Source organism: Peptoniphilus obesi ph1, from assembly GCF_000311865.1.
Taxonomy (GTDB): domain Bacteria; phylum Bacillota; class Clostridia; order Tissierellales; family Peptoniphilaceae; genus Peptoniphilus_E; species Peptoniphilus_E obesi.
This window is the reverse complement of sequence record NZ_HE978580.1, coordinates 213,211-237,532: the sequence shown is the minus strand read 5'-3', so window position 1 is coordinate 237,532 and position 24,322 is coordinate 213,211. Positions and strand designations below refer to the sequence as shown.

At 31.8% G+C, this 24,322-nt stretch carries 25 protein-coding genes; 23 read left to right on the top strand and 2 right to left on the bottom strand.

The genetic code is table 11. The features are described from left to right. The first annotated feature begins 138 nt into the window (after window positions 1–138). From HGPB_RS01015 to HGPB_RS08825, 3 genes are read left to right on the top strand one after another with little or no spacing between them, the layout of a single operon-like run. On the top strand, window positions 139–735 hold the full coding sequence (locus HGPB_RS01015) for a major tail protein (protein ID WP_019131814.1): 597 nt from the start codon (window positions 139–141) through the stop codon (window positions 733–735). A gap of 2 nt (window positions 736–737) precedes the next feature. After that, complete coding sequence (locus HGPB_RS01010; protein WP_019117844.1) at window positions 738–1,094, top strand: hypothetical protein; 357 nt, start codon at window positions 738–740, stop codon at window positions 1,092–1,094. A gap of 17 nt (window positions 1,095–1,111) precedes the next feature. Further along, entirely contained in the window at window positions 1,112–1,276 is a 165-nt protein-coding gene (locus tag HGPB_RS08825; protein ID WP_004816339.1) for a hypothetical protein, read from the top strand. On the opposite strand, the gene HGPB_RS01005 is transcribed toward HGPB_RS08825, so the two are convergent. Together HGPB_RS01005 and HGPB_RS01000 are read right to left on the bottom strand one after the other, a co-directional pair. Further along, entirely contained in the window at window positions 1,273–1,503 is a 231-nt protein-coding gene (locus tag HGPB_RS01005) for a hypothetical protein (protein WP_019131813.1), read from the bottom strand. The two genes, HGPB_RS08825 and HGPB_RS01005, sit on opposite strands and share 4 nt — an antisense overlap. 94 nt (window positions 1,504–1,597) lie before the next feature. Then, on the bottom strand, window positions 1,598–1,921 hold the full coding sequence (locus HGPB_RS01000; RefSeq protein WP_019131811.1) for a type II toxin-antitoxin system Phd/YefM family antitoxin: 324 nt from the start codon (window positions 1,919–1,921) through the stop codon (window positions 1,598–1,600). 89 nt (window positions 1,922–2,010) lie between these two features. Here HGPB_RS01000 and HGPB_RS00995 point away from each other — a divergent pair, with 89 nt between their 5' ends. From HGPB_RS00995 to HGPB_RS00900, 20 genes are all read left to right on the top strand, one after another. Further along, a complete protein-coding gene (locus tag HGPB_RS00995; protein WP_019131810.1) occupies window positions 2,011–5,076 on the top strand; it encodes a phage tail tape measure protein in 3,066 nt (1,021 codons plus the stop codon). Next, complete coding sequence (locus HGPB_RS00990; protein ID WP_019131809.1) at window positions 5,076–5,438, top strand: hypothetical protein; 363 nt, start codon at window positions 5,076–5,078, stop codon at window positions 5,436–5,438. The genes HGPB_RS00995 and HGPB_RS00990 overlap by 1 nt, the downstream gene beginning before the upstream one ends. Continuing rightward, the gene (locus HGPB_RS00985; RefSeq protein ID WP_019131808.1) at window positions 5,438–7,303 is read left to right on the top strand and encodes a hypothetical protein; all 1,866 of its coding nucleotides are present in this window, start codon (window positions 5,438–5,440) and stop codon (window positions 7,301–7,303) included. Before HGPB_RS00990 ends, HGPB_RS00985 begins: the two co-directional genes overlap by 1 nt. Continuing rightward, window positions 7,296–8,681, top strand: coding sequence for a hypothetical protein (locus HGPB_RS00980; protein WP_019131807.1), 1,386 nt, complete (start codon window positions 7,296–7,298; stop codon window positions 8,679–8,681). Before HGPB_RS00985 ends, HGPB_RS00980 begins: the two co-directional genes overlap by 8 nt. Window position 8,682: 1 nt before the next feature. After that, on the top strand, window positions 8,683–9,084 hold the full coding sequence (locus tag HGPB_RS00975; protein ID WP_019125117.1) for a phage holin family protein: 402 nt from the start codon (window positions 8,683–8,685) through the stop codon (window positions 9,082–9,084). Beyond that, complete coding sequence (locus HGPB_RS00970) at window positions 9,085–9,894, top strand: N-acetylmuramoyl-L-alanine amidase (RefSeq protein WP_019131806.1); 810 nt, start codon at window positions 9,085–9,087, stop codon at window positions 9,892–9,894. 123 nt (window positions 9,895–10,017) lie between these two features. Beyond that, window positions 10,018–10,212: a helix-turn-helix transcriptional regulator gene (locus tag HGPB_RS00965; RefSeq protein ID WP_019131805.1), complete on the top strand. Its 195-nt coding sequence runs from the start codon at window positions 10,018–10,020 to the stop codon at window positions 10,210–10,212. Window positions 10,213–10,611: 399 nt separating this feature from the next. Further along, entirely contained in the window at window positions 10,612–12,225 is a 1,614-nt protein-coding gene (locus HGPB_RS00960) for a radical SAM/SPASM domain-containing protein (RefSeq protein ID WP_081578444.1), read from the top strand. Window positions 12,226–12,270: 45 nt separating this feature from the next. After that, window positions 12,271–12,468 (top strand): hypothetical protein, encoded by a 198-nt coding sequence (locus HGPB_RS00955; RefSeq protein ID WP_019131803.1) that lies wholly within the window; start codon window positions 12,271–12,273, stop codon window positions 12,466–12,468. Window positions 12,469–12,561: 93 nt separating this feature from the next. Then, window positions 12,562–13,452 carry an ATP-binding cassette domain-containing protein gene (locus tag HGPB_RS00950; protein ID WP_019131802.1) on the top strand — a complete coding sequence of 297 codons (891 nt, stop codon included), beginning with the start codon at window positions 12,562–12,564 and terminating at the stop codon, window positions 13,450–13,452. After that, window positions 13,442–14,680 (top strand): ABC transporter permease, encoded by a 1,239-nt coding sequence (locus tag HGPB_RS00945; protein ID WP_019131801.1) that lies wholly within the window; start codon window positions 13,442–13,444, stop codon window positions 14,678–14,680. The genes HGPB_RS00950 and HGPB_RS00945 overlap by 11 nt, the downstream gene beginning before the upstream one ends. Window positions 14,681–14,756: 76 nt before the next feature. Continuing rightward, the gene (locus tag HGPB_RS00940) at window positions 14,757–15,293 is read left to right on the top strand and encodes a hypothetical protein (protein WP_148497869.1); all 537 of its coding nucleotides are present in this window, start codon (window positions 14,757–14,759) and stop codon (window positions 15,291–15,293) included. Next, the gene (locus HGPB_RS00935) at window positions 15,280–15,834 is read left to right on the top strand and encodes a hypothetical protein (protein ID WP_019131799.1); all 555 of its coding nucleotides are present in this window, start codon (window positions 15,280–15,282) and stop codon (window positions 15,832–15,834) included. Before HGPB_RS00940 ends, HGPB_RS00935 begins: the two co-directional genes overlap by 14 nt. Window positions 15,835–15,854: 20 nt before the next feature. Then, the gene (locus HGPB_RS00930; protein WP_019131798.1) at window positions 15,855–17,672 is read left to right on the top strand and encodes an ATP-binding cassette domain-containing protein; all 1,818 of its coding nucleotides are present in this window, start codon (window positions 15,855–15,857) and stop codon (window positions 17,670–17,672) included. 539 nt (window positions 17,673–18,211) lie between these two features. Continuing rightward, on the top strand, window positions 18,212–18,421 hold the full coding sequence (locus HGPB_RS00925; protein ID WP_019131797.1) for an SHOCT domain-containing protein: 210 nt from the start codon (window positions 18,212–18,214) through the stop codon (window positions 18,419–18,421). A gap of 59 nt (window positions 18,422–18,480) precedes the next feature. Continuing rightward, window positions 18,481–20,043, top strand: coding sequence for a recombinase family protein (locus HGPB_RS00920; protein WP_019131796.1), 1,563 nt, complete (start codon window positions 18,481–18,483; stop codon window positions 20,041–20,043). Continuing rightward, window positions 20,036–20,452 (top strand): recombinase family protein, encoded by a 417-nt coding sequence (locus HGPB_RS00915; RefSeq protein WP_019131795.1) that lies wholly within the window; start codon window positions 20,036–20,038, stop codon window positions 20,450–20,452. The genes HGPB_RS00920 and HGPB_RS00915 overlap by 8 nt, the downstream gene beginning before the upstream one ends. Further along, a complete protein-coding gene (locus HGPB_RS00910; RefSeq protein ID WP_019131794.1) occupies window positions 20,445–22,016 on the top strand; it encodes a recombinase family protein in 1,572 nt (523 codons plus the stop codon). Before HGPB_RS00915 ends, HGPB_RS00910 begins: the two co-directional genes overlap by 8 nt. A gap of 703 nt (window positions 22,017–22,719) precedes the next feature. Continuing rightward, window positions 22,720–23,589, top strand: a complete 870-nt coding sequence (locus HGPB_RS00905; RefSeq protein WP_019131793.1) for a nucleotidyltransferase domain-containing protein — start codon at window positions 22,720–22,722, stop codon at window positions 23,587–23,589. Beyond that, entirely contained in the window at window positions 23,570–24,304 is a 735-nt protein-coding gene (locus HGPB_RS00900; protein ID WP_019131792.1) for a class I SAM-dependent methyltransferase, read from the top strand. Before HGPB_RS00905 ends, HGPB_RS00900 begins: the two co-directional genes overlap by 20 nt. The last annotated feature ends 18 nt before the right edge of the window (window positions 24,305–24,322 follow it).

The window sequence follows — 24,322 nt, the reverse complement described above, 5'->3', positions numbered from 1 at the left end:
ATGTTAATGACCTAACCCCACGAGCCTTGCGAGTGGAAGGTAGGTCAGATGTCACGCAATCCAATTCTCTGCGACTGATAAGGAGCGAAGAGAATTGTGATGGAGCTGACTCACTACAATTTATGGGAGGTAACAATTATGGCAAATAAGGTAAAGTTTAATATTTGCAATGTGCATTATGCATTATTCGATAAAGCTGAAGAGGGCGTTATTAAATATAAAACACCAGTGCCAATGCCTGGTGCTGTTTCAATTTCATTGGATCCTAATGGAGAGCCTGAAAGCTTTTATGCAGATGGAATTGAATACTACACTATTTCAAACAATATGGGATATGATGGAGATTTAGAAATCGCCCTTATTCCAGAATCCTTTAGGACGGATGTTTTGATGGAAAGATCAGATTCAAATAAAGTTCTTATTGAGTCTTCAAATTCCGAAACTGCAAACTTTGCACTGTTATTTGAGTTTGATGGTGACCAAAAGAAAATCCGTCACGTCATGTATAACTGCTCAGCAGCAAGACCTACTCTTGAAGGAGAAACCAACGAGGAATCAAGAGAAGTCCAACCAGAAACCTTGTCTATTCAAGCAAGACCACTTCCAAATGGAAATGTAAAGGCTAGAACAGGCGAAGAGACTACAAAGGAAACTTATGATGGTTGGTACAAGTCAGTCTATATGCCAACAGAAAATACAGTAACACCTTCAAGAGCAAGTGTTGGAGGTAAATAAATATGGCACTAACCAAGAAAATTCAAATCGATGGGAAAGAAGTTGTTTTCCGTGCATCAGCAGCAATCCCAAGAATCTATAGACTTAAATTTGGAAGAGATATCTTCAAAGACTTAATGGAACTTGAAAAATCCATGAAGAAAAATGATGAAGATAAATCCAATCTAGATATAGGCTCATTAGAACTATTTGAAAATATAGCCTATGTAATGGCAAAGCATGGAGATAAATCTGTACCAGATAGTCCAGAAGAATGGTTGGATAATTTCTCAACCTTTTCAATTTATCAAATTCTACCTCAGCTAATTGAATTATGGGGACTTAATATAAAATCGGAAGAAGTTCCTAAAAAAAAGTAAGGCCAACAGAAAGACCAATGACTACACCCTTGTTTCTATTAAGGGCAGTGGAACTTGGTCTTTCTGTTTCTGATTTATCTCTACTAACAATTGGACTTGTAAATGATATGTTTACAGAAAAGAATAATGACGACTATAAATATAAAGAAGTAGCTACGCAAGAAGACTTTGATAAATTTTAATCTTCAAGCTTAGCTACTCTTTTTTCAGCGTCTTTATAGACTTTGGATTCCGCTCTTGCACCGATAATAATGACAAGAACTTCGTCATCTGATTTTTCCAATTTATAAACGATCCTAAGACCTGAACTCTTAAGTTTAATTTTCATAAGACCAGCAAGCTTAGAATCAGAAAGGTTAGAAAGAGGCTTGCCATACCCACCTTCAGTATTAGGAAGAGGATTTATCAAGATCCTCTTAAGTGCTTTATCGACAATTTTCTTTGAGATCCATCTAAGGCTTTATAGTCTTGGATGGCTTCTTTTATAAAGGATAGTTTATAGTTCATTCAATTTCGTCCTCATCAAGAGGAGAGACTTCATTTAAATTGATATGAAAGGCTTCTTCAAATTCATCTTGAGAAATTAAATCGGATTTATCCATTGATGACATCCTTGTATTGGCAAGCATAAGATCTCTTGCATCTTCGAGTTCATCAATAAGTTTCATATATTCATCTGGGGAAAGAAGAATGCACTCAGGGGCGTTATTTTTTAATACAACTTTAGAACCATTTACTTTAACATCATCGAAAATACGTCCAGCTAGACCTCGATTGAATTCAGAAATGGATACAGTCTTATTGGATAATTCTTTTACAAAATTCATACTTATCACCTCAAGATAAGTATAGCAAAAATTGATAAAAACATCAACAAAAACACTGATAAATATATCTCTAAAGAGGAGGTGAGATATTGGCAAATAGAATAAAAGGGATAACTGTTGAGATTGGTGGAGATACTACCAAATTACAGACCGCACTAAAACAAGTTAATACGGAGATAAAACATACCCAATCAGAACTTCGTGATGTCAATAAACTTCTAAAACTTGATCCTGGAAATACAGAACTTATCTCCCAAAAGCATAAGCTATTAGGACAGACCTTAGAAGAAACAAAGAACAAATTAACTTCTTTGAAAGAGGCACAAAAACAAGCTGAACAGGCTCTTGCAGAAGGAAAGATTTCCCAAGAGCAATATGATGCGCTTAAACGAGAGATTATTGAAACAGAACAAGCCCTTAAATCTTTAGAAAGGCAAGGTGCAACCACTAATCAAACCCTGCAAAACATAGCTATTACTGGAGAAAAATGGCAAAACACAGGGCAAAATATAGAAAACGTAGGAAGAAAAATGATGCCAGTATCTCTTGCAGTAGCAGGTCTTGGGGTAGCGGCTGTAAAGACTGCATCAGATTTTGACTCAGGCATGTCAAAGGTAAAAGCAGTATCTGGTGCAACAGGGTCTGACTTTGATGCTCTGAGGGAAAAGGCTCGTGAAATGGGAGCCAAGACAAAGTTCTCAGCATCTGAAGCGGCAGAGGCTATGAACTACATGGCAATGGCTGGTTGGAAAAGTAAAGACATGATTGGTGGTATTGAAGGAGTCATGAACCTTGCTGCAGCTAGTGGTGAGGACTTAGCGACTACTTCAGATATTGTTACAGATGCCCTTACAGCCTTTGGTTTAAAAGCTGAAGACTCTTCTCACTTTGCTGATGTCCTTGCTGCTGCATCATCTAATGCCAATACCAATGTTTCATTAATGGGTGAAACCTTTAAATATGCTGCACCTATTGCTGGGACACTTGGCTATTCAGTTGAAGATACAGCAGTAGCTATAGGTTTAATGGCTAACGCAGGAATAAAAGGTTCACAAGCAGGGACAGCTTTAAGGTCTGGACTAACAAGACTCGCATCACCAACTAAAGAAGTTATTAATGGAATGTCCATGTTGGGCTTATCTATTGAAGATGTGCAGGGTCTTTCCCTTGATGAGACTTTAAGTACCTTTAGAGTAGCCTTTGCTAATTTAGATGGAACTCAAAAAGCACAAGCGGCATCCATGATATTTGGTAAAAATGCCATGTCCGGAATGTTGGCAATTATAAATGCCAGTGAAAAAGACTACAACAGTTTAAGTGATGCCATATATAACGCAGATGGAACAGCAGAAAAAATGGCTGCTACTATGCAGGATAACCTAGCTGGTCAATTAAAGATTTTACAATCTGCTTTAGAAGAATTAGCCATATCCTTTGGAGAACTTTTAATGCCTGCTGTTAGAAAAGCAGTAGATATATTAACAAAACTGGTAAATGGACTTAATGCCCTTCCAGGTCCAGTAAAAGGTATTATTGCAGGTATCGGTCTTTTTATAGCTGCTCTTGGACCTGTACTTATGATTGTAGGAAAACTTATCTGGTCAATAGGAACTATTATGACCAAAGGGCCTCTAATAGTAGGAGGAATAACTAAGATAGTTGGAATCTTTACAGGTACACTTATACCAGCAATCACTGCAGTAGTATCAGCTATAGGTATTGTCCCTATTGCTATTGGTGCAGTAATAGCTGGACTTGTTCTTTTATGGAAGAAGTGCGACTGGTTTAGAGAAGGACTTATTTCTATTTGGGAAACTATCAAGGAATCAACAGTTTCTATTTGGAATGGAATAAATGAATTCTTCGTAAACCTTTGGCAAGGGATATCAGATTCATGGACAAAATCGTGGACTGAGATTACTACTTTCTTATCAGAATTCTGGTCTGGATTTATTGAAGGAGTTAAGACAACTTGGAAAGGCATCAAGGACTTCTTTGCCAATCTATGGAATGGACTTTCTGAAGGGTGGAACAGTATATGGACATCTATAACAACTTTTCTAACTGAATCTTGGAATACCTTTATTGAGGGAGCCAAGAGTTTATGGCAAAGTTTAGGAGAATTCTTTACAAGCCTTTGGACTGGAATTCAAACTACTTTTACCAATATATGGACAGCTATCTCAACTAAAACCACAGAAGTATTTACAGCAGTTGGAGAGTTTATCAGGACTACTTGGGAAGGTATTAGGACTTTAATTTCAACAGTTCTGGATGCAATTAAAGTAAAAGTAGAGACTATTTGGAATGGACTAAAAGAGTTTTTAACAACAGTCATTACTGCCATTGGAACATTTATATCCACATCCTGGACAAACATAAAAACGACTATTGAGACGATCTTGACTTCTATTAAGACAGTCCTTGAATCAATCTGGAATGGGATAAAGACCTTTATATCATCAACGATGAATAATATTAAATCCTTTGTTTCATCTGGTTGGAATTCCATAAAGTCGACTATTTCATCTGCAGTAAATACCGCGAAGTCAGCAGTATCGTCTGCATTTAATTCTATGAGATCAAGTATTTCATCGACCATGTCAAATATTCAGTCCACTATTAGAAATGGATTTAATAATGCGGTTAATCATATTAAGAATTTGGCATCTCAAGCTTATACATGGGGAGCCGATATGATTAACGGAATTGCAAGAGGGATTAGAAGTGCGATTAGCAATGTGACATCTGCTGTATCGAATGTAGCATCAACTATTAGGTCTTACTTGCACTTTTCAGTTCCAGATGTTGGCCCACTTACCGACTATGAATCATGGATGCCAGACTTTATGGAAGGCTTATCTAATGGAATAGAAAAGAGCAGAAGACTAGTACAATCTTCAATGAAAAATGTCGCAAGTGATTTGGTTTTAAGCCCAAGCATATCAGCTGTTGGCATAGGTGGACATGATAAAGAATCAGCTATAAATGGAATTGATATAGGAAGACAAATATCCGATGCACTTGCAAACATCAATTTAAAATCTGAAAATTCTGGAGATATAGTCATACCAGTTTATCTTGGAGGAACACTCCTTGATGAAGTTATTGTCAATGCATCTATGCGTAAGAATTTAAGAAGTGGAGGTAGGTAATGAAATATCAATCATATTTAATTATTGAAGGAGTAGACCTACCACTACCAAATTCTTATGATTTGGAGTTTAGAGATATAGAAGCAGATACTGGAGGAGAGACAGAGGCAGGAACTATTCAGAGAGATATTGTTAGAAACAAAGTAGCAAGTATTTCTGTAAGTTTTTCTTGCAGTCCTAAACTTGTAAAGACATTGAGTAGTTTTGCTAATAAGTCTAATCTTAAAGTTAAATACTTAGATACAGAAAGCTTGGAACTCAAAGAGACACAAATGTATATAGACAAGTTGCAGGTCAAATTAATAAAAGATACTTCTTATAAAGGATTGTGGGAAGTATCTTTTTCATTGGAGGAGTACTAATGTATCCAACAAGCAATGAATATAAAACAGTTATAAAAAAGAATTCTCGTAAATTTTACTGGACGGGAAATATCATCTTAAAAGATGAAAGCACCATACCTTTTACGAATAAGGATATTTTAAAAGGGTCTGGATACATTCATCGTTCATGCTCTGGATCTTCTGAACTTGAAATAGGTACAGTTTATGCTGGAGAGTTTGGCATTAGTCTTTTTTCAGATATAGATAGGTATTCTCTAGAAGATTCAAAGCTAGAACTTTTTTATCATCAAGAATTAGAGAATAAAAAGATAGAAACCATACCAATGGGAATTTTTGATGTCACTGAAGCAAATAGGTCTAAGAAAATTTTAGAACTAAAAGGCTATGACTATATGCTTAGATTTGATAAGAATTTCCCAGTAACAGATACCTTTGGTACAGCTTTTGAATTACTTACATTATCATGTGAGAAGTGCAAGGTAGAACTAGGTATGACAGAAGATGAGGTGAAAGCTTTTGTTAATGGTGAAGAAGTCTTGGCAATTTATCAAGACCATGATATAGAAACTTACAGGGACTTTATTCACTATATAGCATCAACTCTTGGTGCTTTTGCTGGGGTTTCTCGTGATGGTAAATTAGTTTTAAAAAAGTATGCAGAAAGTATATCAACTGAAATTAAAACGAGAGAAAGATTTTCTTCATCAATATCAGATTTTAAGACAAGATATACAGCCATCAACTCAACAAATGCAAAGACTAAAATAGCTGAATACTACTCTTTAGAAAATGATGATGGGTTAACTATGAATCTTGGAATAAATCCTTTAATGCAATTAGGACTTCCAGAAAAAAGAAAAAGAATGTGTGAGGCTCTTCTTACTGAAATTTGTAAGATTCACCACACACCTTTTGATATGGTAACAATAGGAGACCCAAGTCTTGATGTAGGAGACAGAATAGCTATTTCTTACGAAGAAGAAAAGATTGAAGGCCTTATCACTGACATAGAATATAAGATAAATGGTAAGCACAGAATTTTAGGAGTTGGAAAGAATCCATATTTATCTAAAGCTAAAAGTAAGAATGATAAGAATATAGTAGGACTTTTAAATCAGATTGAATCAGAAAAGTTAGTGGTTCATGCCTATTCAAATTATTCAGCCTTTAATCTTTCAACAACAGATACGCCAATAATTCGTATAGAATTTGCCTCCAATAAAGAAACGGAGGCAATTTTTAATGCCTCAATCTTGTTAAATATAATTTGCGATACTGAAGAAAAGACTAGAAAGATATCTAGAAAGGTCAAGAAACAAGTAGAGGTTTTAAATAATGATGGAAAATCCTATGATCCTCCAAAGTTTGAAGAAAAAGAGGAAGTAGAAGAACTTGATTTCATTGAAAATATAGAAATACCAATAAGGCTAGTTATTACTTATGTTTTCAATGATACGAAAATAGAACATCACATTCCTAAAGAAACCTACTTAAGTGGTGACCATATTCTAAATCTATTTTATCCACTAACTAAACTTCAGGAAAAGACGATGAACAATTTTTCAGTTTTAATACGACTTGAGTCTGGTCAAGCTATGATTGGAAAAGATAATGCTATCGCAGCTATTTCTGGTCAGTCTCTTGGTTCTACGGAGGCTTGGGATGGAAAGATTAAGATTGATGAATCCTGGAAGAGAATAGAACTTAGTCATTCATTTGTGCTTAGGAAATTAAAGGCTGAATACAAAGTAGAAAGACAAGTCCCAAGGCCACTAGTATTTAATGAAAAGGTAGGAAGATTCAAATATCAAGGATTGATGCTTGGAAAATATAAAGAAGAAATTACTACAGAATTTAAAGATAAGGAGGAAGGAAATGCTTAAGGGTAAATCAGTCATTGAACTAACTGATGTGAGGACAAATAGGAAGGAGATATATGAAGATGAAAACTTAATAACGAATGCAGTTCCAGATTTATTAAGGCTGAATCCATCAGGACTTATGTATCCAGTCGGAGAGGAACTCATTACAAAATTTCATGAGGAGATTTTTCCAATTGCCAATAAGTGCTATGGTGGAATCTTGTTATTTGAAAACACTCTTGATGAAGATCCTAATAAAATTATTCCTCCATCAGATAATAAGATTATTGGATATGCTTCAAATGATGTTAATTCAACGGATGCATCAAAAAGAGGTTCGGCTAACTTAACAGAATCTACCCCTATAGAAAATGGATATAAATTTGTATGGGATTTTTCTACATCGCAAGCTAATGGAAGAATATCGTCACTGGCGTTAACTCATTACAGAGGAGGAAAATATTTCTATGGAGATACTCACGGAAGAGATCCATTCCTACTTTTAAATAAAACAAGAATGTATTCTGATAGAGCTGTTACGGATATTTACCAGGGTTGTGTAGAATATGATATTGAAAACAGTACACTTATATCAATTTGGCCTAAGAACAAAACATCTATAGATATTGTAAAACTTAGAGAACCAATTACAGATATCGGTTTAAATGATCCCATATTTACAAAGGGAAATTATCAAGAAGAAAGAACGATTGTAGATGCAAAGGAGTTTTTTGAAAAAGTATATTACTGGAAAGAAACTTGTTTTTATAACGGCTCAGATGATTATTGGTATGGATTTGGGACTAAGTACAATAAGTTAATAAGGATGAAGATTTCCAAAAAAGATTATTCTACTACTGTGGATGAATGGTCTTTAAATGACATTAGCTTATATAAACTTGGAGATTATAAGGACCAAGATTCCAGCTATTGTGAGAGAAGAGTATATAGCTGCATAAAAGACGGCTATCTATATGCTATTGGTGCTGGAAATGATGATAACTTGTTATACAAGATTAACATTAATAATCCTGTTGATATTAGCAAATTTGATCTAGAGTATGATATTCAAAGAATTACTTATTCTGGTGAATATATGTATTTATTTAATTGGGGAGACTATATTCTAGGGCATAAATTTTCAATAAATAAGAACGACGAAATTATTCGTAGAGATGATAAAACAGAGTACGAAGGTAGGAGCATTCCGTATTTAATGTCTACACCGCTTCAATTAGGACCATTAATGCTTGGTTATGGAGGCTATGAAAATTCGTTTTATAAACTTCTATTTCTTCATACTCCATATCTTGGAACAATTAATAACCTATCAAGTCCAATATTAAAAACGGCAGATAAGACAATGAAAATAACTTACACACTAACAGAGGAGGAATAAAATGAATAAGTTTTTAGAAATACTAAAAGTATGCTTTACAGCTATCGGAGGATGGTTAGGATTTTATCTTGGAAGTGTAGATGCTTTTATCTACACACTATTAGCGTTTGTGATTGCTGACTATCTAACTGGAGTTTTAAGAGCAGGGGTCGAAAGAAAGCTATCCTCATCCATAGGATTTAAAGGGATAGCCAAAAAGATTATGATTTTTATAGTTGTGGGAATAGCAAACCTATGCGATGTAAATTTAATTAAAGGTGATGGAACAATGATAAGAACAGCCATCATCTTTTTTTATATAGCAAATGAGGGACTTTCTATCTTAGAAAACTCTGTAGCTTTAGGATTGCCAGTACCAGAAAAATTAAAAAGAGTATTAGAACAATTCAAGGAGGAAAAATAAATGAGTAATAGTCCATTAGTACAAGCAAGAATTCTCTCACCTAACCATAGTGGTAGAAGGAATCAAAAGATTACTAAAATAGCAATCCACCACGCAGCTGGAGTTATAAATGGTAGAAATCTTGCAGGGGTATTTGTACCAAAATCAAGACGTGCATCAGCTAACTATAACTTAGGATCCGATGGAGTCATTGTTTTAGGGGTTGATGAATCTAACAGAGCCTGGACAACCTCATCTTCCTGGTGTGATAATAGAGCAGTAACTATTGAAGTAGGAAACTCTACGAGAGGACCTCAGTGGCTAGTTTCTGATTACGTTTTAAATAGACTAATTGATTTGGTGACAGACATCTGCAGAAGAAATGGAATCTATCCTTGTACCTATACTGGAGGAAAGGATGGTGTTCTTCAAAAACACGAGTGGTATAAAAACACAAATTGTCCAGGACCATATCTAGGGAGCAAGTTTCCATATATAGCAAATGAAGTCAATAAAAGACTCAGAGGCAATAATACTATTAGTAAACCAACAGGTGGACTATATAGAGTTAGAAAATCTTGGTCTGATCCTAAAAGTCAGAAGGGTGCATTTAAGAATTTAGAAAATGCGAAAAGATGTGCTGATAGATTTGGATTAAAGGTATTTGATGCAAATGGCAAGATAGTATATCCAGTTGGAAAGACAATCGACCAATTAGCAAGAGAAGTTATAAGTGGGAAATGGGGAAATGGAGAAGAGAGAAAAAGGAGATTAACTAATGCTGGATATGACTATTATGCTATTCAGAGAAGAGTGAATCAATTAATTTAATATATAAAGTTAGAGGAATCAATTCTTATTTTTTATTATAGGCAACAATTGTTGACAATGCCGTTTTACTAACTTAAAATATTAAGGAATACATTAAAAATTAGAAAGAGGTAATTAAGCTAAGTGGGTAATAATATAAAGAGGATTAGAAAACAAAAGGGCATGACACAAGGTGATTTATCAGAAATGGTAGGCGTTACTAGACAATATATAAGTGATGTGGAGAATCTAAAAAAAATACCATCAGTCAAGATTGCGTTTGATATTTCAAAAGCACTTGGAACCAATATATACGAATTATTTTATTATTTAGGCTAATATTATATAAGATAACATTTATCCTGGAGTTAAGTTATATACATCTAGTATAAATAGGTCAGTTATGTCTTATTTAGTTTAAATTAATCACGATTAAAAATATATATATCCATTAAATTCTCTAGATTATTTTGAGTATTTAGTGAAATAAATTAAAAACTCATATTAATCTCCGTACAATTATGAAAATTTCACAGAGATTAATATGAGTTTTTACTTTTTAATGGTGTTACGTTTAATTTTGAATCTATCAGATAATATTGATTTAGAAATTAATGAAGTTCACATATTTTTATTATTTATTTTTATAATCTGGTTTATTCAAAAATTAATTGGATAATACTAAAAACTACTATTGATTAAAATAGATTGTTTGGTGTATAATTATGTCAACAATAGATGACAAACATTATGTGTCTTAGGAGGTTTTTCATGTGTAGAAATAATTTAATTCAAATTATTAATAAGGAAATGAATAATAATACAGCAAAAAGATTAGGTACAATATTCGATACTGGAAATAGTAGCTACTTTTATGATACTGGAACAGGAAAAGTTATCACACTTGATAAAGAGTCTAAACATATTCTTAGTTCCATACTTAAGTCTACAAATGATTCAATAGAAAAAATTGACACAGATAGAAATTACTTGAATTATTTTTTAGATTTTATTGAACAAGAGAATTTATTACAAGCAATAGAGCCTCTTAGTTTTTCACATCAAAATCATTCGAAGTTTAAATTAGAAAAAATTTTAAATAATGAAATGGAACAGTTGATATTAAAGGTTACAGGCAGATGCAACTTTAGATGTAAGTATTGTATATATAATGAAGAGTTTCAGCATAATTGTAATTTTGAAAATGAAGATATGAGTTCAGAGATGGCCAAAAAAGCGGTAGATTTCTATTATGATCATTCATCAAATAGTAAATATACAGCTATAACTTTTTATGGAGGAGAACCTTTAATAAAGTTTGATTTAATAAAAGAAGTAATTGACTACTCCATTTATAAGTTTCGAGATAGATCAAACATGTTAAGTTTTTCGTTAACATCTAATTTGTCACTTATAACTGAAGAGATGATTGATTATTTTATAAGTGTACCAAACTTTAATTTGGTTTGTAGTTTAGATGGTGATAGAGAAAGTCAAAATTCATATAGACAATTCGCTGATGGAACGAATACATTCGAAGTAGTATTTGAAAAATTTAAATTAATTTGTGACAAGGCAAATAAAGAACCTGATAGTTCATTTTCTTTATCAGCAAATATGGTTTTTACTCCACCGTATACATTTGAAAAATTAGATCGCGTCAATAATTTCTATTCAAGTTTAAATTTTCTACCTAAAGATTTCTCTATTATGATTACTTACCCAGATGAAGGTAGTTTAGATGATGGTGGCTTTTTACAAACATTAAAAGACGACGATAGATACATAAAGTACTTTGTGAATGAATCAGATTTAGTATACTCAGATCCACTACAACAATGGTCTGAGGAAAAAACCATGAAAAACAAAGGACTTGACTCAAATAATAAGAATAATTTATATTTTAACTATATCAAGAGTCAATTAATTAGAATTAATACTAGATACATATCTGACAATGTATCGGCCAACTATCCATTTAATGGATGCTGTTTACCAGGTATGCGTAGATTATATGTAGATACTAAGGGTGTTTTTTATCCCTGTGAAAGGGTTGGAAAGTCCCCTAGTATAGGCAATATAGATGATGGCTTAGATTATGAATCTATTGAAAAGTATTATATAAATGAATATGAGAGCTGTTCTCTAAAGTATTGTCAGAATTGTTGGGCAATAAGACTATGTGGAACATGTTATGCTGTAAATATGTTGGAGAATGGAATAGATAAAGATTACCATGAAAAGAAATGTGATTTAAATAGATTGAGAATAAAAAATCAATTGGCTTTTTATCATGAGGCTCTTGAAAAAGAATTGGATTTTTCTATTCTTAAAGATGAATTTTTGTATTAAAAAGGTATTAACTAGACAGATATTGCCTAGATAAGGAGGATTTTTATGTTAAAAGTTGTAGATCCTATGTATAAAAAAGAAGTTACTGATGATGTAGCATTTTCATGCAGATGCTATTGTAATGTTCAGGCACAAAACCATTCTACTGGTAAATCTGGTGCTTGGTGGCCTGGAGATTGTGGGTGTGCTTGTGCACCTGGAAATGTACGTAATCACAATTCAAATAGTGCTGTAGTTGGATAAAACACAATTAGTTTTAAGTTGAAAGTTTAGTAGTTTAACGCCTAAAAGGCAATTCTGTTTGGTTAATACATACATATTTTGAGGAGGTTAGTTTTGGAAATTACAGGAAGTAAAGTATTAAAAAAAATATCAAATGAGCCTATAATAAAGTCTGTTAATTTCAGTTTTAAAGAGGGGGTTAATGGCTTAATAGGAGCAAATGGTGCTGGAAAAACTACGCTAATTAGGTTAATTACAAAATATTACAAATTAACATCTGGAAAAATAAGAATCAATTTAGAAAATGATACTGATTTATTCGATAATAAAACGATGTATTATGATAATTTAGGATATTTACCACAGGATTTTAGAGGGATTGGTGAATTTACCGTAATCGAATTTTTAAATTATATAAAAAGGACAAAAAATATCTCTAATAAAAATAATACTGTTATAGGAGATTTAGTTGATACATTATCTCTTGATAAATTTCTAAAATATAAATTAAAAAATTTGTCAGGGGGAACTTTAAGAAGAGTTGGAGTTTTACAAGCTTTAATAAACAATCCAAAAATACTAATTCTTGATGAGCCAACGGCTGGTCTAGATCCAAGTGAACGTATTAATTTAAAGAATTATTTAAATGATATAGCTGAAAATAGAATAATCATTGTTTCAACTCATATAATACAAGACATAGAAGATATTGCTAATAATGTAGTAATTATAGATTCCGGAAAAGTTGTTTTAAATGAATGTGTGAATAAGGTTGTAAGTTCCATGAACGGAAAGATATGGAGGGTTAAAACAGATGCTAAAACATTGCAGGTTCTTAGAGACAAATATCCGATAAGAAAAATTAAAGAAGATGAAAGTGGGTTTTATGAAGTAGTTTTATTATCTGAATCAAAGCCGATAGATAATTCAATAAAAATCAACGCAAATCTTGAAGATGTTTACTTGTATTACTCAGAAAAAAAGGATGATAGTTATGAATTTTGAATTTAGAAAACTATATAGAAACAAGCTATTTAAAATTTCAATTTTTTTGATCTTAATTTACATAGCTGTAATTTCTTTTAAAAACATAAATGCGAGAAATTATTATGTATATAGAAATGATGGTTTAAGTTATTTGACAGGATTATCAGCGACGAAAGCTGAAAAAAAAGATAGAAGTTCGATATATGGCAAATTTATTGATGAAGAATTTTTAAGCAAATATCTTTCTATACACAAAGATGTAATTAGTGGGAAATATGATAATTTAGATGATACATCAAGATATGTTAAGTATGAACAAAAATATAATGATATTATGATTTTAATAGCAAAGTCTTATGCTCCTTTTAATTCTTTTGATCTCAATATAGCTGATACCCTTTCTTTTGATGACCTTGATACATTTTATACTAATAGAAAAGCTAAGCTTAATACCTATTTAGATAAAACAGAATTTAAAAATTACAAATTTACCGATGGAGAAAAAAATTTTTTATTAAAAGAAAATGACAAATTAAAAACACCAATAGAATACACTTATTATAAAGGATGGGAGATTTTATTGAGCGATTTCTTTATAAGTTCAATATTGTTTGCCATATTTAGTAATGTGGTGGTTTCCAATACCTTTACAATGGACTATTCAAATAATATGAATGAAATTTTATTTGCTACAGTGGGTAAAAAAAGAATAATAAAAAATAAGATTAAGTCAGGCATATGGACAGGAGCTTTGATGTTTTTATTACCGCATTTACTCTATGCTTTTGTAATTCTATTATTATTTGGAATAGATGGATTTAATGCACCAATACAATTATATCAAGCGTATTGGAATAGCGTGTATAATTTGACTTTTCTACAGGCTTATTTGTTAATTTTGATGCTAGGAGTTTTAATAACAGTTATATCAATTATATTAAATATGATTGTTTCTATAATATCAAAAAAATCATTAATTTCAGTTTCGATAGTTCTAGCACTTAACTTTATCCCTTTAGTCTTATATGAAGGGGCAGGTAGAGTTCTAAAGAAAATATTATCTGTATCAATGATAAATTTATACAACGGGGAGTCTTTATTGATAAATTACAGGCCTATATTTAGGATTTTTAATATCTATATATTGCAAGCATATGCAATGGTGCCGATATGTATAGTAATAATAATTATTTTTAGTATTATATTAAATATCCTTGCTATAAGAAATTATGAAAATTATAAATAATCATATGCTTATATTAGATAACCAAGGGTCAATTATTGTAGATTCTAAATCTAAGAACTATAGGATTTCTTTTATTATGAAAATTAGAGAACCTCATGATGGCTGGGCGCATTTGTTGGAACATTTTATTATAAATATGATTGAAAGTGAGGAGTATTTCAATAAATCATTATTTATTGAAGGAAAGACTGATTATATGAGTATAGAGATAATTATAGGAAAGATTGATGTATTTGAAGATTTGTTATTTATAATACAATCCTTTTTTTTCACACTTGGAATCATAAATAATAGTGAACTTTATGAAAGAAAAGTAGCAATAAGGACTAATATGTGTTTTATAGAATCTAAGAAGGAAGTGTTAAAGGAGATAGAAAAAAAGTTTCTTTCTAATAAGAGACAATTGAAAATTAATGAAGTTTTAATAAGTCAAAAACTAGATGAATTGCCCATAGGGAGTTCTAATTCAATAAGATCATGTAGTTTAAAGAAGATTAAAAAATATTTTCAACTGAATATTGTGGATATATTTTATATAGGAATTGTGAAGGATGTGTTGGAAAGTAAGAAAATACAAGAAAAAATTACGAGGTTGTACAGTGGAAAATATTGATGTCTATAGTTTTAATAAAATAAGAGACGATGAACTTTTTGAATTAAAAATCTTATTGGATATTGGTTCTGTAGTAGGTAATAAAGAGATAGAATTGTTATTTTTAATTTACGAAGAAATATTAAAGGACCGATTAAAAAAATTGCTAAAACATATAGATTTGAATACTATAAATTGCTTTATAAATTTTAATATAAAGGCAATAATGATAGGAAATATTTTTACTGAAATTAATATATGTTCTGATATAGATTTGTCCTCCATAATATTAGAAAAAGCAAATTCACTCATCTATGATGAAGCAGGAATTCGGGAATTCGATAAAGGATTAAACAATATAAGGGATTTTCTTAAGATGGATTTATCTGATACTTACTATTTGTTTAACTCATATTCGTTATTTTATAAGTATGGATTAATTCCGATAAATCACATAAATAAAGAAAAATTTGTTTTGCGTCTTGAAAATATCACTATAGAGTCCTACAATTTATTTCAGTCTCAATACATAAAAAATGCAAAAATAATTATTATTTCATAGTAGACTTTGGGGGATATATTATGAAGATGTATAAAAAAATCATTTTTATTATTAGGTATGTATACTTAAGTATTGGCCTTATGTATAAGGCGAGTAAAATCAGATTTTTGATTATACTAGTGAGTAGTATATTTTTGGGAATACTAAATTCTACTATAGTTATTGCTTATAAATATCTTATAGATGGGATTTCATTTTATATCAAACACTTTACTATTGATACGTACATATTTGTAAGAGCAGTTTGTGTATATTCAATGGTAAAGTTATTAATACGTGTTATTACGCAAATAAATGATTATTATAGTTTTCAATACTTTAATGAGCTAGATAAATTTTTTACTATAAATATAAGTAAAAAGATTAGCAGATTAAAGATGGAGAGTTTTGATAATTCGAAGACTTATAATTTAATACAAATGGTATACAAAGACTCTACTTCTAAAAATAAAATGATGTTAGATATAGTTATGGATATGATACGAAATCTTATTACAATGGTCAGTGTATCGTATATAATAATTAAGTTTAGTATGTTATGTTTTTTTGTTTGTATAGTTAGTTCAATTCTTAATATTATAAATGAATTTGATGCTCTAGAAAAACTATATAATGAATATAATAAACAAATAGAAAGTATTAGATATATTGAAATTTTAAAGTCTATTTTAACAAAGTATAATTGGATTGTCGAAACAAAAGTTTACAGTTCTGTCAAAATACTAATAGGTAAAATGACAATAATATATGACAATAATTTAAAGAATAATAAATCTATAAAATCAAAATATTTTAAGCGATCAATATGTATTTCAGTATTAGAAGAGATAACAAATACTGTGAATATAATTTTGATAATATTAAGATGTTCTAAACTTAAAATAAGTATTGGGTCAGCAATAATGTATTTTCAAACCATGGAATTAGTTAGGCAATCACTTACAAATTTATTTAGTTCAGTGGAGAGTTCATATGAGAGTTGTTTATATATTGAAAAGTATTTTGATTTAATGAATTTAAAAGAAAGTAATGAAGGAACTGTTAATTTGAATAGAAAAGTAGAACAAATCACTTTTGAAAATGTTAGTTTTCGATATCCAAACAGTAATAAATTTGCTTTGAAAAATTTTAATTATACTTTTAAAATAGGGAAAAATTATGGAATAATTGGTTTGAATGGATCAGGAAAAACAACTTTAACAAAATTAATTTTAGGTATGTATGACCCAACGGAAGGAGAAATTAAAGTCGATGGAGTATTAATTAATAATGTAAATAAAAATAACTATTATAAATATTTTGATACAGTACATCAAGATTTTATAAAGTATCCATTTTCGTTAAGAGAAAATATAAGTATTGGAAGCTCGCATTCAGGAGAATATGAATTAATTTCTGATAATGGTATATATGAGATCCTCTCGCAAATTAATATTTATAATAATGAAAAAGATAAACTGAACTTTGACTATGATAATGTACTTGATAAGAGTGTAGCTGGAGGGATTGAATTATCTGGAGGAGAATGGCAAAAAGTGGCTATAGCACGAGCCTTGTACAACAGATCTGAAATTCTGCTTCTGGATGAGCCAACATCATCTATAGATTCATTAACTGAAGAAAATATTTTTAATCTGATAAATAAAAATAATGGTGAAATAATGAATATTATAATATCGCATAGGTTGAGAAATCTTGTAAAAGTTGATGAAATAATATTGCTTGATCATGGTGTGATGGTTGCTAGTGGTTCTCATCAGACGCTTTTAAAGAATGAACTGTATAAAAAACTTTATAATAGTCAGGATTATAACATCTTAAACGACATAAAAAATTGACCAAAACATTCAGAAAACTGAGATTCCATTCAAGTGAATATTTCAAATGAAAAATAAAATATTTACAATTTCACTTATAATAATACTAGCGTGTAGTCCGATCTTTTTTGTAGGTAAATCTCAATTATATGGATTTTTAGTGGAATTTAATTATATTGATAGTATATTTTATTATTTCCATTAGCGTGGAATATATTTTTTATTTATTTTTTTTCGATGTAAACCTTCCAGTTACATAAGTATAATTTTCTTTTTCATAGGGGTTCTAGCATCTCTATATTAAAAAAAGGCATTAAAAAAATGATATAAACCTATTATTTGATAGTGACAAATTAACAAATAAAAATGTAATTAGCTATTTAGACCTATTAGTATTTCAATTGAAATACTAATAGGTCTTTTTTGTTTATTCAAGAATTTCGATATTCATGAAAATACATTACTCAAAACTACTCCCTTTGTCCTAAGGAATATAGAGGAAAGAAAACTAAGGTTAAAAATAGGCCTGATTTCTTTGCCTGTGATATAGGAGGTGGAGTATGAGAGTAGAAAAGTTCGAAGGTGAAAAAGAAGTTTTAAAATCTGAATACACTGAAAGAGATTTAAAAGCAGAGCTTAATTTCTATCTATCAGATAAGTTCATCCAGGATCTCTTTCTTTTAGATGAAATTAGCCTTGAAGAATATAGGAAAATTAGGAGAGAAAACATTAAAAAATTAAGACCTATTCTTTCAGAATTATTGCTATAAGACTTGATAAATACTCACTTGTACGGGAATATAGCACTAGCAGAAAGGAGGTTGAATGGATGAAAAAGATAACAAAAATAGAAGCGAATCAAAAAGAAGAATCTATATTAAGAGTTGCTGCCTATGCAAGAGTATCGACAGATGAGGAAGCTCAGCTTGTGAGTCTTAAAACACAAAAGGCACACTATGAAAAGATGATAGCAGAGAACAAGTCATATACTTTTGCAGGTCTATACTTTGACGAAGGCATAACTGGAACAAAGAAAGAATGTAGGGATGGACTTCTAAAAATGCTAAAAGACTGTGAAGACGGGAAAATAGACTTTATCCTAACTAAATCCATCTCAAGGCTTGCAAGAAACACGACAGATTGTTTGGAAATCGTAAGGAGACTTCTCGATTTAAACATTGGTATCTATTTTGAAAAAGAAAACATTGATACAAGAACCATGGAAAGCGAGTTGATGTTATCCATACTTTCATCCCTTGCAGAAAGTGAGTCCAGGTCGATATCAGAAAATAACAAATGGTCCATAAAGAAAAGATTTCAAAATGGAACCTTTATCATATCAAGTCCACCCTATGGCTATGAGAATATAGACGGAAAGATGGTAGTGAATGAAGAAGAAGGAAAAATCATAAAAGAAATATTTGAACAGTATCTTTCAGGTAAGGGAACACATAAAATTGCAGAAGACTTAAATAAAAGAAAGATTAAAGGACAAAAAGGAGCAAAATGGCATGGATCGACTATAAACGGAATCTTAAAAAATGAAAAATATATAGGCGATGTCATCTACCAAAAGACCTATACAGATGAAAATTATAATAGACACAAGAATAAGGGAGAAGAAGACCAGTATAAGATAATAGACAACCATGAAGCCATTGTAAGTAGAGAGGACTTTGAGAAAGTTCAAGACCTAATAAGGATAAGGGCTATAGCAAAAGGAAATGGAGAAAACACTAAAAGATACCAAAATAGATATAGCCTATCGGGGAAAATAAAGTGTGGCGAGTGTGGTTCAAGCTTTAAAAGAAGACATCACTATAATGGCAAAGAAAAATATATAGCTTGGACTTGCAGTGAACACCTTAAAGATATTAATAAATGTTATATGAAGTTTATTAAAGACAAGGACATAAAACTGGCATTTGCGACTTTAGTAAACAAGCTAGTCTTTGGAAAAGATAGTATCCTTACACCACTCTTAGAATCCTTAAAGAGAGTGGACAGCAAGGAAGAAGTCGAGAAGATAAATGGAATTGAAGAAAGACTAGAAAAACTAAAGGAAAGAAAAGAGGTTCTAAGCAAACTAATAACTTCGGGAGTTTTAGATGCAAGTGTTTACGCAAAAGAAAGCAGTGAAATTTCTAGTGAAGAAAGTTATCTACTCAGGGAAAAGGAAAGAATTAAAAAAGCCATCCTTGGAAATGATGAAGAAATAAGAGAACTTGAAAAATTAATAGGAATCTTAGGAAAAAGTGAAATGATAGATCACTTTGAAGGTGACTTATTTGAAGAAATCATTGACCACATTCAAGTTGTTAATAGAGAGACCCTTGATTTTCATTTAAAGTGTGGACTTGTACTTAGAGAGGAAGTGAAAAATAATGTCTAGGTTATGTTATGGCTATACCATAAGAGACGGAAGATTAGAAATTCAAGAAAAAGAAGCGGAGAATATAAGAAAAATCTTTAAAAACTACCTTGCTGGCAATGCCCTTATAAAGTCAGCAGACCTTGCAGGCGTGAAGAAAAACAGCTCCAGTGTAAAAAGAATCCTTACCAATAAAAAGTATTTAGGAAATGAAATCTATCCCAAGATAATAGATAGAGAAAGCTTTGAAAAAGCAGGTCAAATGTTAAAAGAAAGGGCAGTGGCCATGGGACGAGTTTGGGAAAAGGAAGAAGAGATCATTAGAGTTCCATGCAAGTTTAGATACAAAAGTGAAGAAGTTCTACCACTAGATCCCTTTGAACGAGCGAGTTATAAGTATAGGTTAATCAAGGTGATAGATGATGAATAGCAAGGTCATAGTAATACCAGCGAAGAAGAAAAAAGGAAATTCCATCAAGGAATCAGAAAAGAAGAAACTGAGAGTGGCAGCTTATGCGAGGGTATCAACAGATAGCGATGAACAAGCAACTTCTTATGACACTCAAGTAGACCACTACACAAATTATATAAAGAAAAATCCAGATTGGGAATTTGCGGGAGTTTTTTCTGATGAAGGAATCAGTGGAACATATACCAAGAAAAGAGCTGGCTTTAATAAAATGATTGAAGAAGCCATGGAAGGAAATATCGACTACATCATTACAAAGTCCATATCGAGATTTGCCAGAAACACACTAGACTGTTTAAAGTATATTCGTAAACTAAAAGAAAACAACATCCCAGTCTATTTTGAAAAAGAAAACATCAACACCATGGACGCCAAGGGAGAAGTCCTCCTTACCATTATGGCATCTCTTGCTCAACAGGAAAGTCAGTCCTTATCTCAAAATGTAAAGTTAGGCGTTCAATATAGGTTTCAACAAGGTCAAGTCCAAGTAAACCATAATAGGTTTTTAGGCTATACAAAAGACGAAGAAGGAAAACTTGTCATTGTTCCTGAAGAAGCAAAAATTATAAAAAGGATCTACAGAGAATATTTAGAAGGAGCAAGCCTAAGAGATATAAAAGAAGGGCTTGAAAAAGATAAGATAGTAAATGGAGCAGGAAATAAGAAATGGCATGTGTCAAACCTCAATCAAATATTAACTAATGAGAAATATATGGGGGATGCTCTCTTACAAAAGACTTATACAGTGGATTTTCTAAATAAGAAAAGAGTAAAAAATGATGGAATAGCACCTCAATATTATGTAGAAAATAACCACGAAGCCATTATACCTAAAGAAATCTTCATGCGAGTTGGAGAAGAAATGTACAGACGAGCTAATATGGTAAGTGGCAAAGGGAAAAGAAGAATTTATTCCAGCAAATACGCCCTTTCAAGTATTGTCTATTGCTCTAAATGCGGAGATATTTACAGGAGAATAGCATGGAACAACAGAGGGAAAAAATATACAGTTTGGAGATGTTGTACAAGAGTAACCCATGGGCCAGATGCCTGCCATGCTAGAACTATTAAGGAAGAAGACCTACAAGAAGCAGTCGTAGAAGCCATCAATAAACTTATATCTGAAAGCAATGAATTAAAAGAAATAATAAAAGAGAATATAGAAAAAGTCATCACAGGTGATGGAACTAGCCAGATAGAAGAAATAGATAAAGAAATGTTGAAAGTGCAAGAAGAGCTTTTAAAAGTAGCTAATGCCAAGAAAGATTACACAGACCTTGTAGAAAGGGTGGAAGAGTTAAGAAATGAAAAAGAAAAGATACTCCTTGAAATGGCGGAAGAGAAGAATGAACAAAGCAGGCTAAAGGAATTAGAAGAGTTTTTAGACAATCAAGAATTAGAAATAGAAAGTTATGATGAAGAATTGGTGAGGAAACTTATAGATAAGATAGTAATTTATGAAGAAAATTTAAAAGTAGTGTTTAAATCTGGACTTGAGGTTGAAATTGACAAGGATAAAAAGTAAATATACAATATAACTAACAGCACCCGACACGCCTCTTAACAATGCGAACCATGTTGAAGCCCTAGCCCTACTTGTCAAGGAGCGAAGCGACGCTGAAAAGTAGAGGCAGGTCTCATGCAAAGATTTCCCAAGAGAAGCGACCGAATAGGGAGCTTCGATTGGCAGAAATCGCCTGCTGAGACGGTATGTTTGATGTCAAGAAAATAATGATATAGCAATGTTTTAAGAAGAAACATCTATTTTATCAACTCGGAGAAATGTGTGTTTCTTTGTTTGTGAGAACAGATCGAGAGTGTCAGAAAAACAACCAGATTGAGTAAACAGTAGCAATAATCAATTAGGGAGTGGATAGAACAGATATTGACTTCAATTTAACGGCTGCTCTTTTAAATTAATACATTAATCTGTATCATTACGTTATAAAAGAAATATTATGATTGTTTTGTTGTATATTCATGGTCTGATAATTATTTTACTTTTCTTATTTGACAGATGGTAAGTAGGGCAGTGAAAAAGATTATGGATTTTATCTAAGCACTAAGTAGTTTAGATCACTAATCAGGGAAAATAAGGCCTTCAAGATGAATTCCGAAGGCCCCCTTTCCTTTCCATATAAATATACGTAAAGCATAAGGAACATATGGCAAAAAAAGTGTTTCTCAACATGAGATATAGCTTTTGATATTGAAAGGAGAGATTCAGTATGATAGATAATATTATTCAATCAGTGACAGACAAATTATCCTCTTTGCCTTATATAGAAGGCATTGTATTAGGGGGTTCTCGTGCAAGAGGCACACATACAGAGGATTCTGATATAGATATCGGAATCTATTACAAATCAGAATCATTTGACATTACAGCGATTAATCAAATTGCTACAGAGTTGGATGATGAGAATAGAAATAACCTTGTTGTACCTCCCGGAGCGTGGGGTGATTGGATTAATGGCGGCGGATGGTTAGTTATAAATGGGTATCATGTTGACTTGATTTTACGTGATATAAAACGGGTGGAACAAATAATCAAAGATACGGAGCAAGGAATTGTTACTACTAATTATCAGACGGGGCATCCCCATGGATATATAAGTGCTATGTATCGTGGAGAATTGGCGATCAGCAAGATACTATATACTAAGAATGAAAGCTTATGCGAATTAAAAAATCAGGCAGAAATTTACCCTGGTGCTCTAAAGAAGAACTTGATAAACTTCTTTATATTTGAAGCAGAGTTCTCTTTAATGTTTGTAAAAGCAAATGCGGGAGCAGAGGATAAATATTATATTGCAGGCCATGTTTTTCGTATTATTTCATGCTTAAATCAAGTACTATTTGCATGTAATAATGCTTATTGCATTAACGAAAAGAAAGCTATAAAACTGATTGAAACCTTTGAATATAAACCTGAAAAATATGCTGAAAGGGTTAATCATATTTTTGAAGTACTCGGTCTTTCACTTTTTGAATGCTACGATCTGACCGAGAAGCTTTATAAAGAAGTGAAAAAAATTGCAACGGAGATGAATAACTTTTTAAACGAGGGGAATTCAGATGAAAGAAAACAAATATGATGATAATATATTTTTTCAAAAATACAGTCAAATGAGTCGATCACAGCAGGGACTAGCCGGTGCAGGAGAATGGGAAACATTGAGAAAGCTGCTGCCGGATTTTAAAGATAAGCTTGTGCTTGATTTAGGATGCGGCTATGGATGGCATTGTATTTATGCGATGGAACACGGAGCGTCTTCTGTTGTAGGTGTTGATATTTCTCATAAAATGCTCAAAGTAGCAAAAGAGAAAACGCATTTCTCACAGATTGAATATAGATGTTGTGCTATAGAAGATGTGGATTTCCCAGAGGAGAGCTTTGATGTAATACTAAGTTCGCTTGCGTTTCATTATGTAGCAGACTATGAGAATTTAATAAAAAAGATATATAGGATGCTGAAGGCTGGTGGCAATTTAGTTTTTACAGTTGAACATCCTGTTTTTACTGCTCATGGAACACAAGACTGGTATTATAACGAAAAAGGAGAAATACTGCATTTCCCGGTGGACAATTATTATTATGAGGGCAAACGGACAGCTATGTTTTTGGAAGAAAAGGTTACAAAATATCATAGAACACTGACCACATATCTAAATACACTGCTTTCAAATAGTTTTATAATAAATCAGATTGTGGAGCCACAGCCGCCAGAGAACATGATGGATATTCCGGGGATGGCGGATGAAATGCGACGCCCAATGATGCTGATTGTATCGGCAAAAAAGAAGATGTAATAATATAGAAAAAATAAA

Excerpts from the sequence above, each read along its gene's own strand:
- HGPB_RS00945 (WP_019131801.1), top strand. The coding sequence starts at position 13,442 with ATGAATTTTGAATTTAGAAAACTATATAGAAACAAGCTATTTAAAATT.
- HGPB_RS00915 (WP_019131795.1), top strand. The coding sequence starts at position 20,036 with ATGTCTAGGTTATGTTATGGCTATACCATAAGAGACGGAAGATTAGAA.
- HGPB_RS00940 (WP_148497869.1), top strand. The coding sequence starts at position 14,757 with ATGAAAATTAGAGAACCTCATGATGGCTGGGCGCATTTGTTGGAACAT.
- HGPB_RS01015 (WP_019131814.1), top strand. The coding sequence starts at position 139 with ATGGCAAATAAGGTAAAGTTTAATATTTGCAATGTGCATTATGCATTA.
- HGPB_RS00910 (WP_019131794.1), top strand. The coding sequence starts at position 20,445 with ATGAATAGCAAGGTCATAGTAATACCAGCGAAGAAGAAAAAAGGAAAT.
- HGPB_RS00985 (WP_019131808.1), top strand. The coding sequence starts at position 5,438 with ATGTATCCAACAAGCAATGAATATAAAACAGTTATAAAAAAGAATTCT.
- HGPB_RS01010 (WP_019117844.1), top strand. The coding sequence starts at position 738 with ATGGCACTAACCAAGAAAATTCAAATCGATGGGAAAGAAGTTGTTTTC.
- HGPB_RS01000 (WP_019131811.1), bottom strand. The coding sequence starts at position 1,921 with ATGAATTTTGTAAAAGAATTATCCAATAAGACTGTATCCATTTCTGAA.
- HGPB_RS00955 (WP_019131803.1), top strand. The coding sequence starts at position 12,271 with ATGTTAAAAGTTGTAGATCCTATGTATAAAAAAGAAGTTACTGATGAT.
- HGPB_RS00990 (WP_019131809.1), top strand. The coding sequence starts at position 5,076 with ATGAAATATCAATCATATTTAATTATTGAAGGAGTAGACCTACCACTA.
- HGPB_RS00980 (WP_019131807.1), top strand. The coding sequence starts at position 7,296 with ATGCTTAAGGGTAAATCAGTCATTGAACTAACTGATGTGAGGACAAAT.
- HGPB_RS00905 (WP_019131793.1), top strand. The coding sequence starts at position 22,720 with ATGATAGATAATATTATTCAATCAGTGACAGACAAATTATCCTCTTTG.
- HGPB_RS00930 (WP_019131798.1), top strand. The coding sequence starts at position 15,855 with ATGAAGATGTATAAAAAAATCATTTTTATTATTAGGTATGTATACTTA.
- HGPB_RS00960 (WP_081578444.1), top strand. The coding sequence starts at position 10,612 with ATGACAAACATTATGTGTCTTAGGAGGTTTTTCATGTGTAGAAATAAT.
- HGPB_RS00900 (WP_019131792.1), top strand. The coding sequence starts at position 23,570 with ATGAAAGAAAACAAATATGATGATAATATATTTTTTCAAAAATACAGT.
- HGPB_RS00920 (WP_019131796.1), top strand. The coding sequence starts at position 18,481 with ATGAAAAAGATAACAAAAATAGAAGCGAATCAAAAAGAAGAATCTATA.
- HGPB_RS00970 (WP_019131806.1), top strand. The coding sequence starts at position 9,085 with ATGAGTAATAGTCCATTAGTACAAGCAAGAATTCTCTCACCTAACCAT.
- HGPB_RS00925 (WP_019131797.1), top strand. The coding sequence starts at position 18,212 with ATGAGAGTAGAAAAGTTCGAAGGTGAAAAAGAAGTTTTAAAATCTGAA.
- HGPB_RS08825 (WP_004816339.1), top strand. The coding sequence starts at position 1,112 with ATGACTACACCCTTGTTTCTATTAAGGGCAGTGGAACTTGGTCTTTCT.
- HGPB_RS00975 (WP_019125117.1), top strand. The coding sequence starts at position 8,683 with ATGAATAAGTTTTTAGAAATACTAAAAGTATGCTTTACAGCTATCGGA.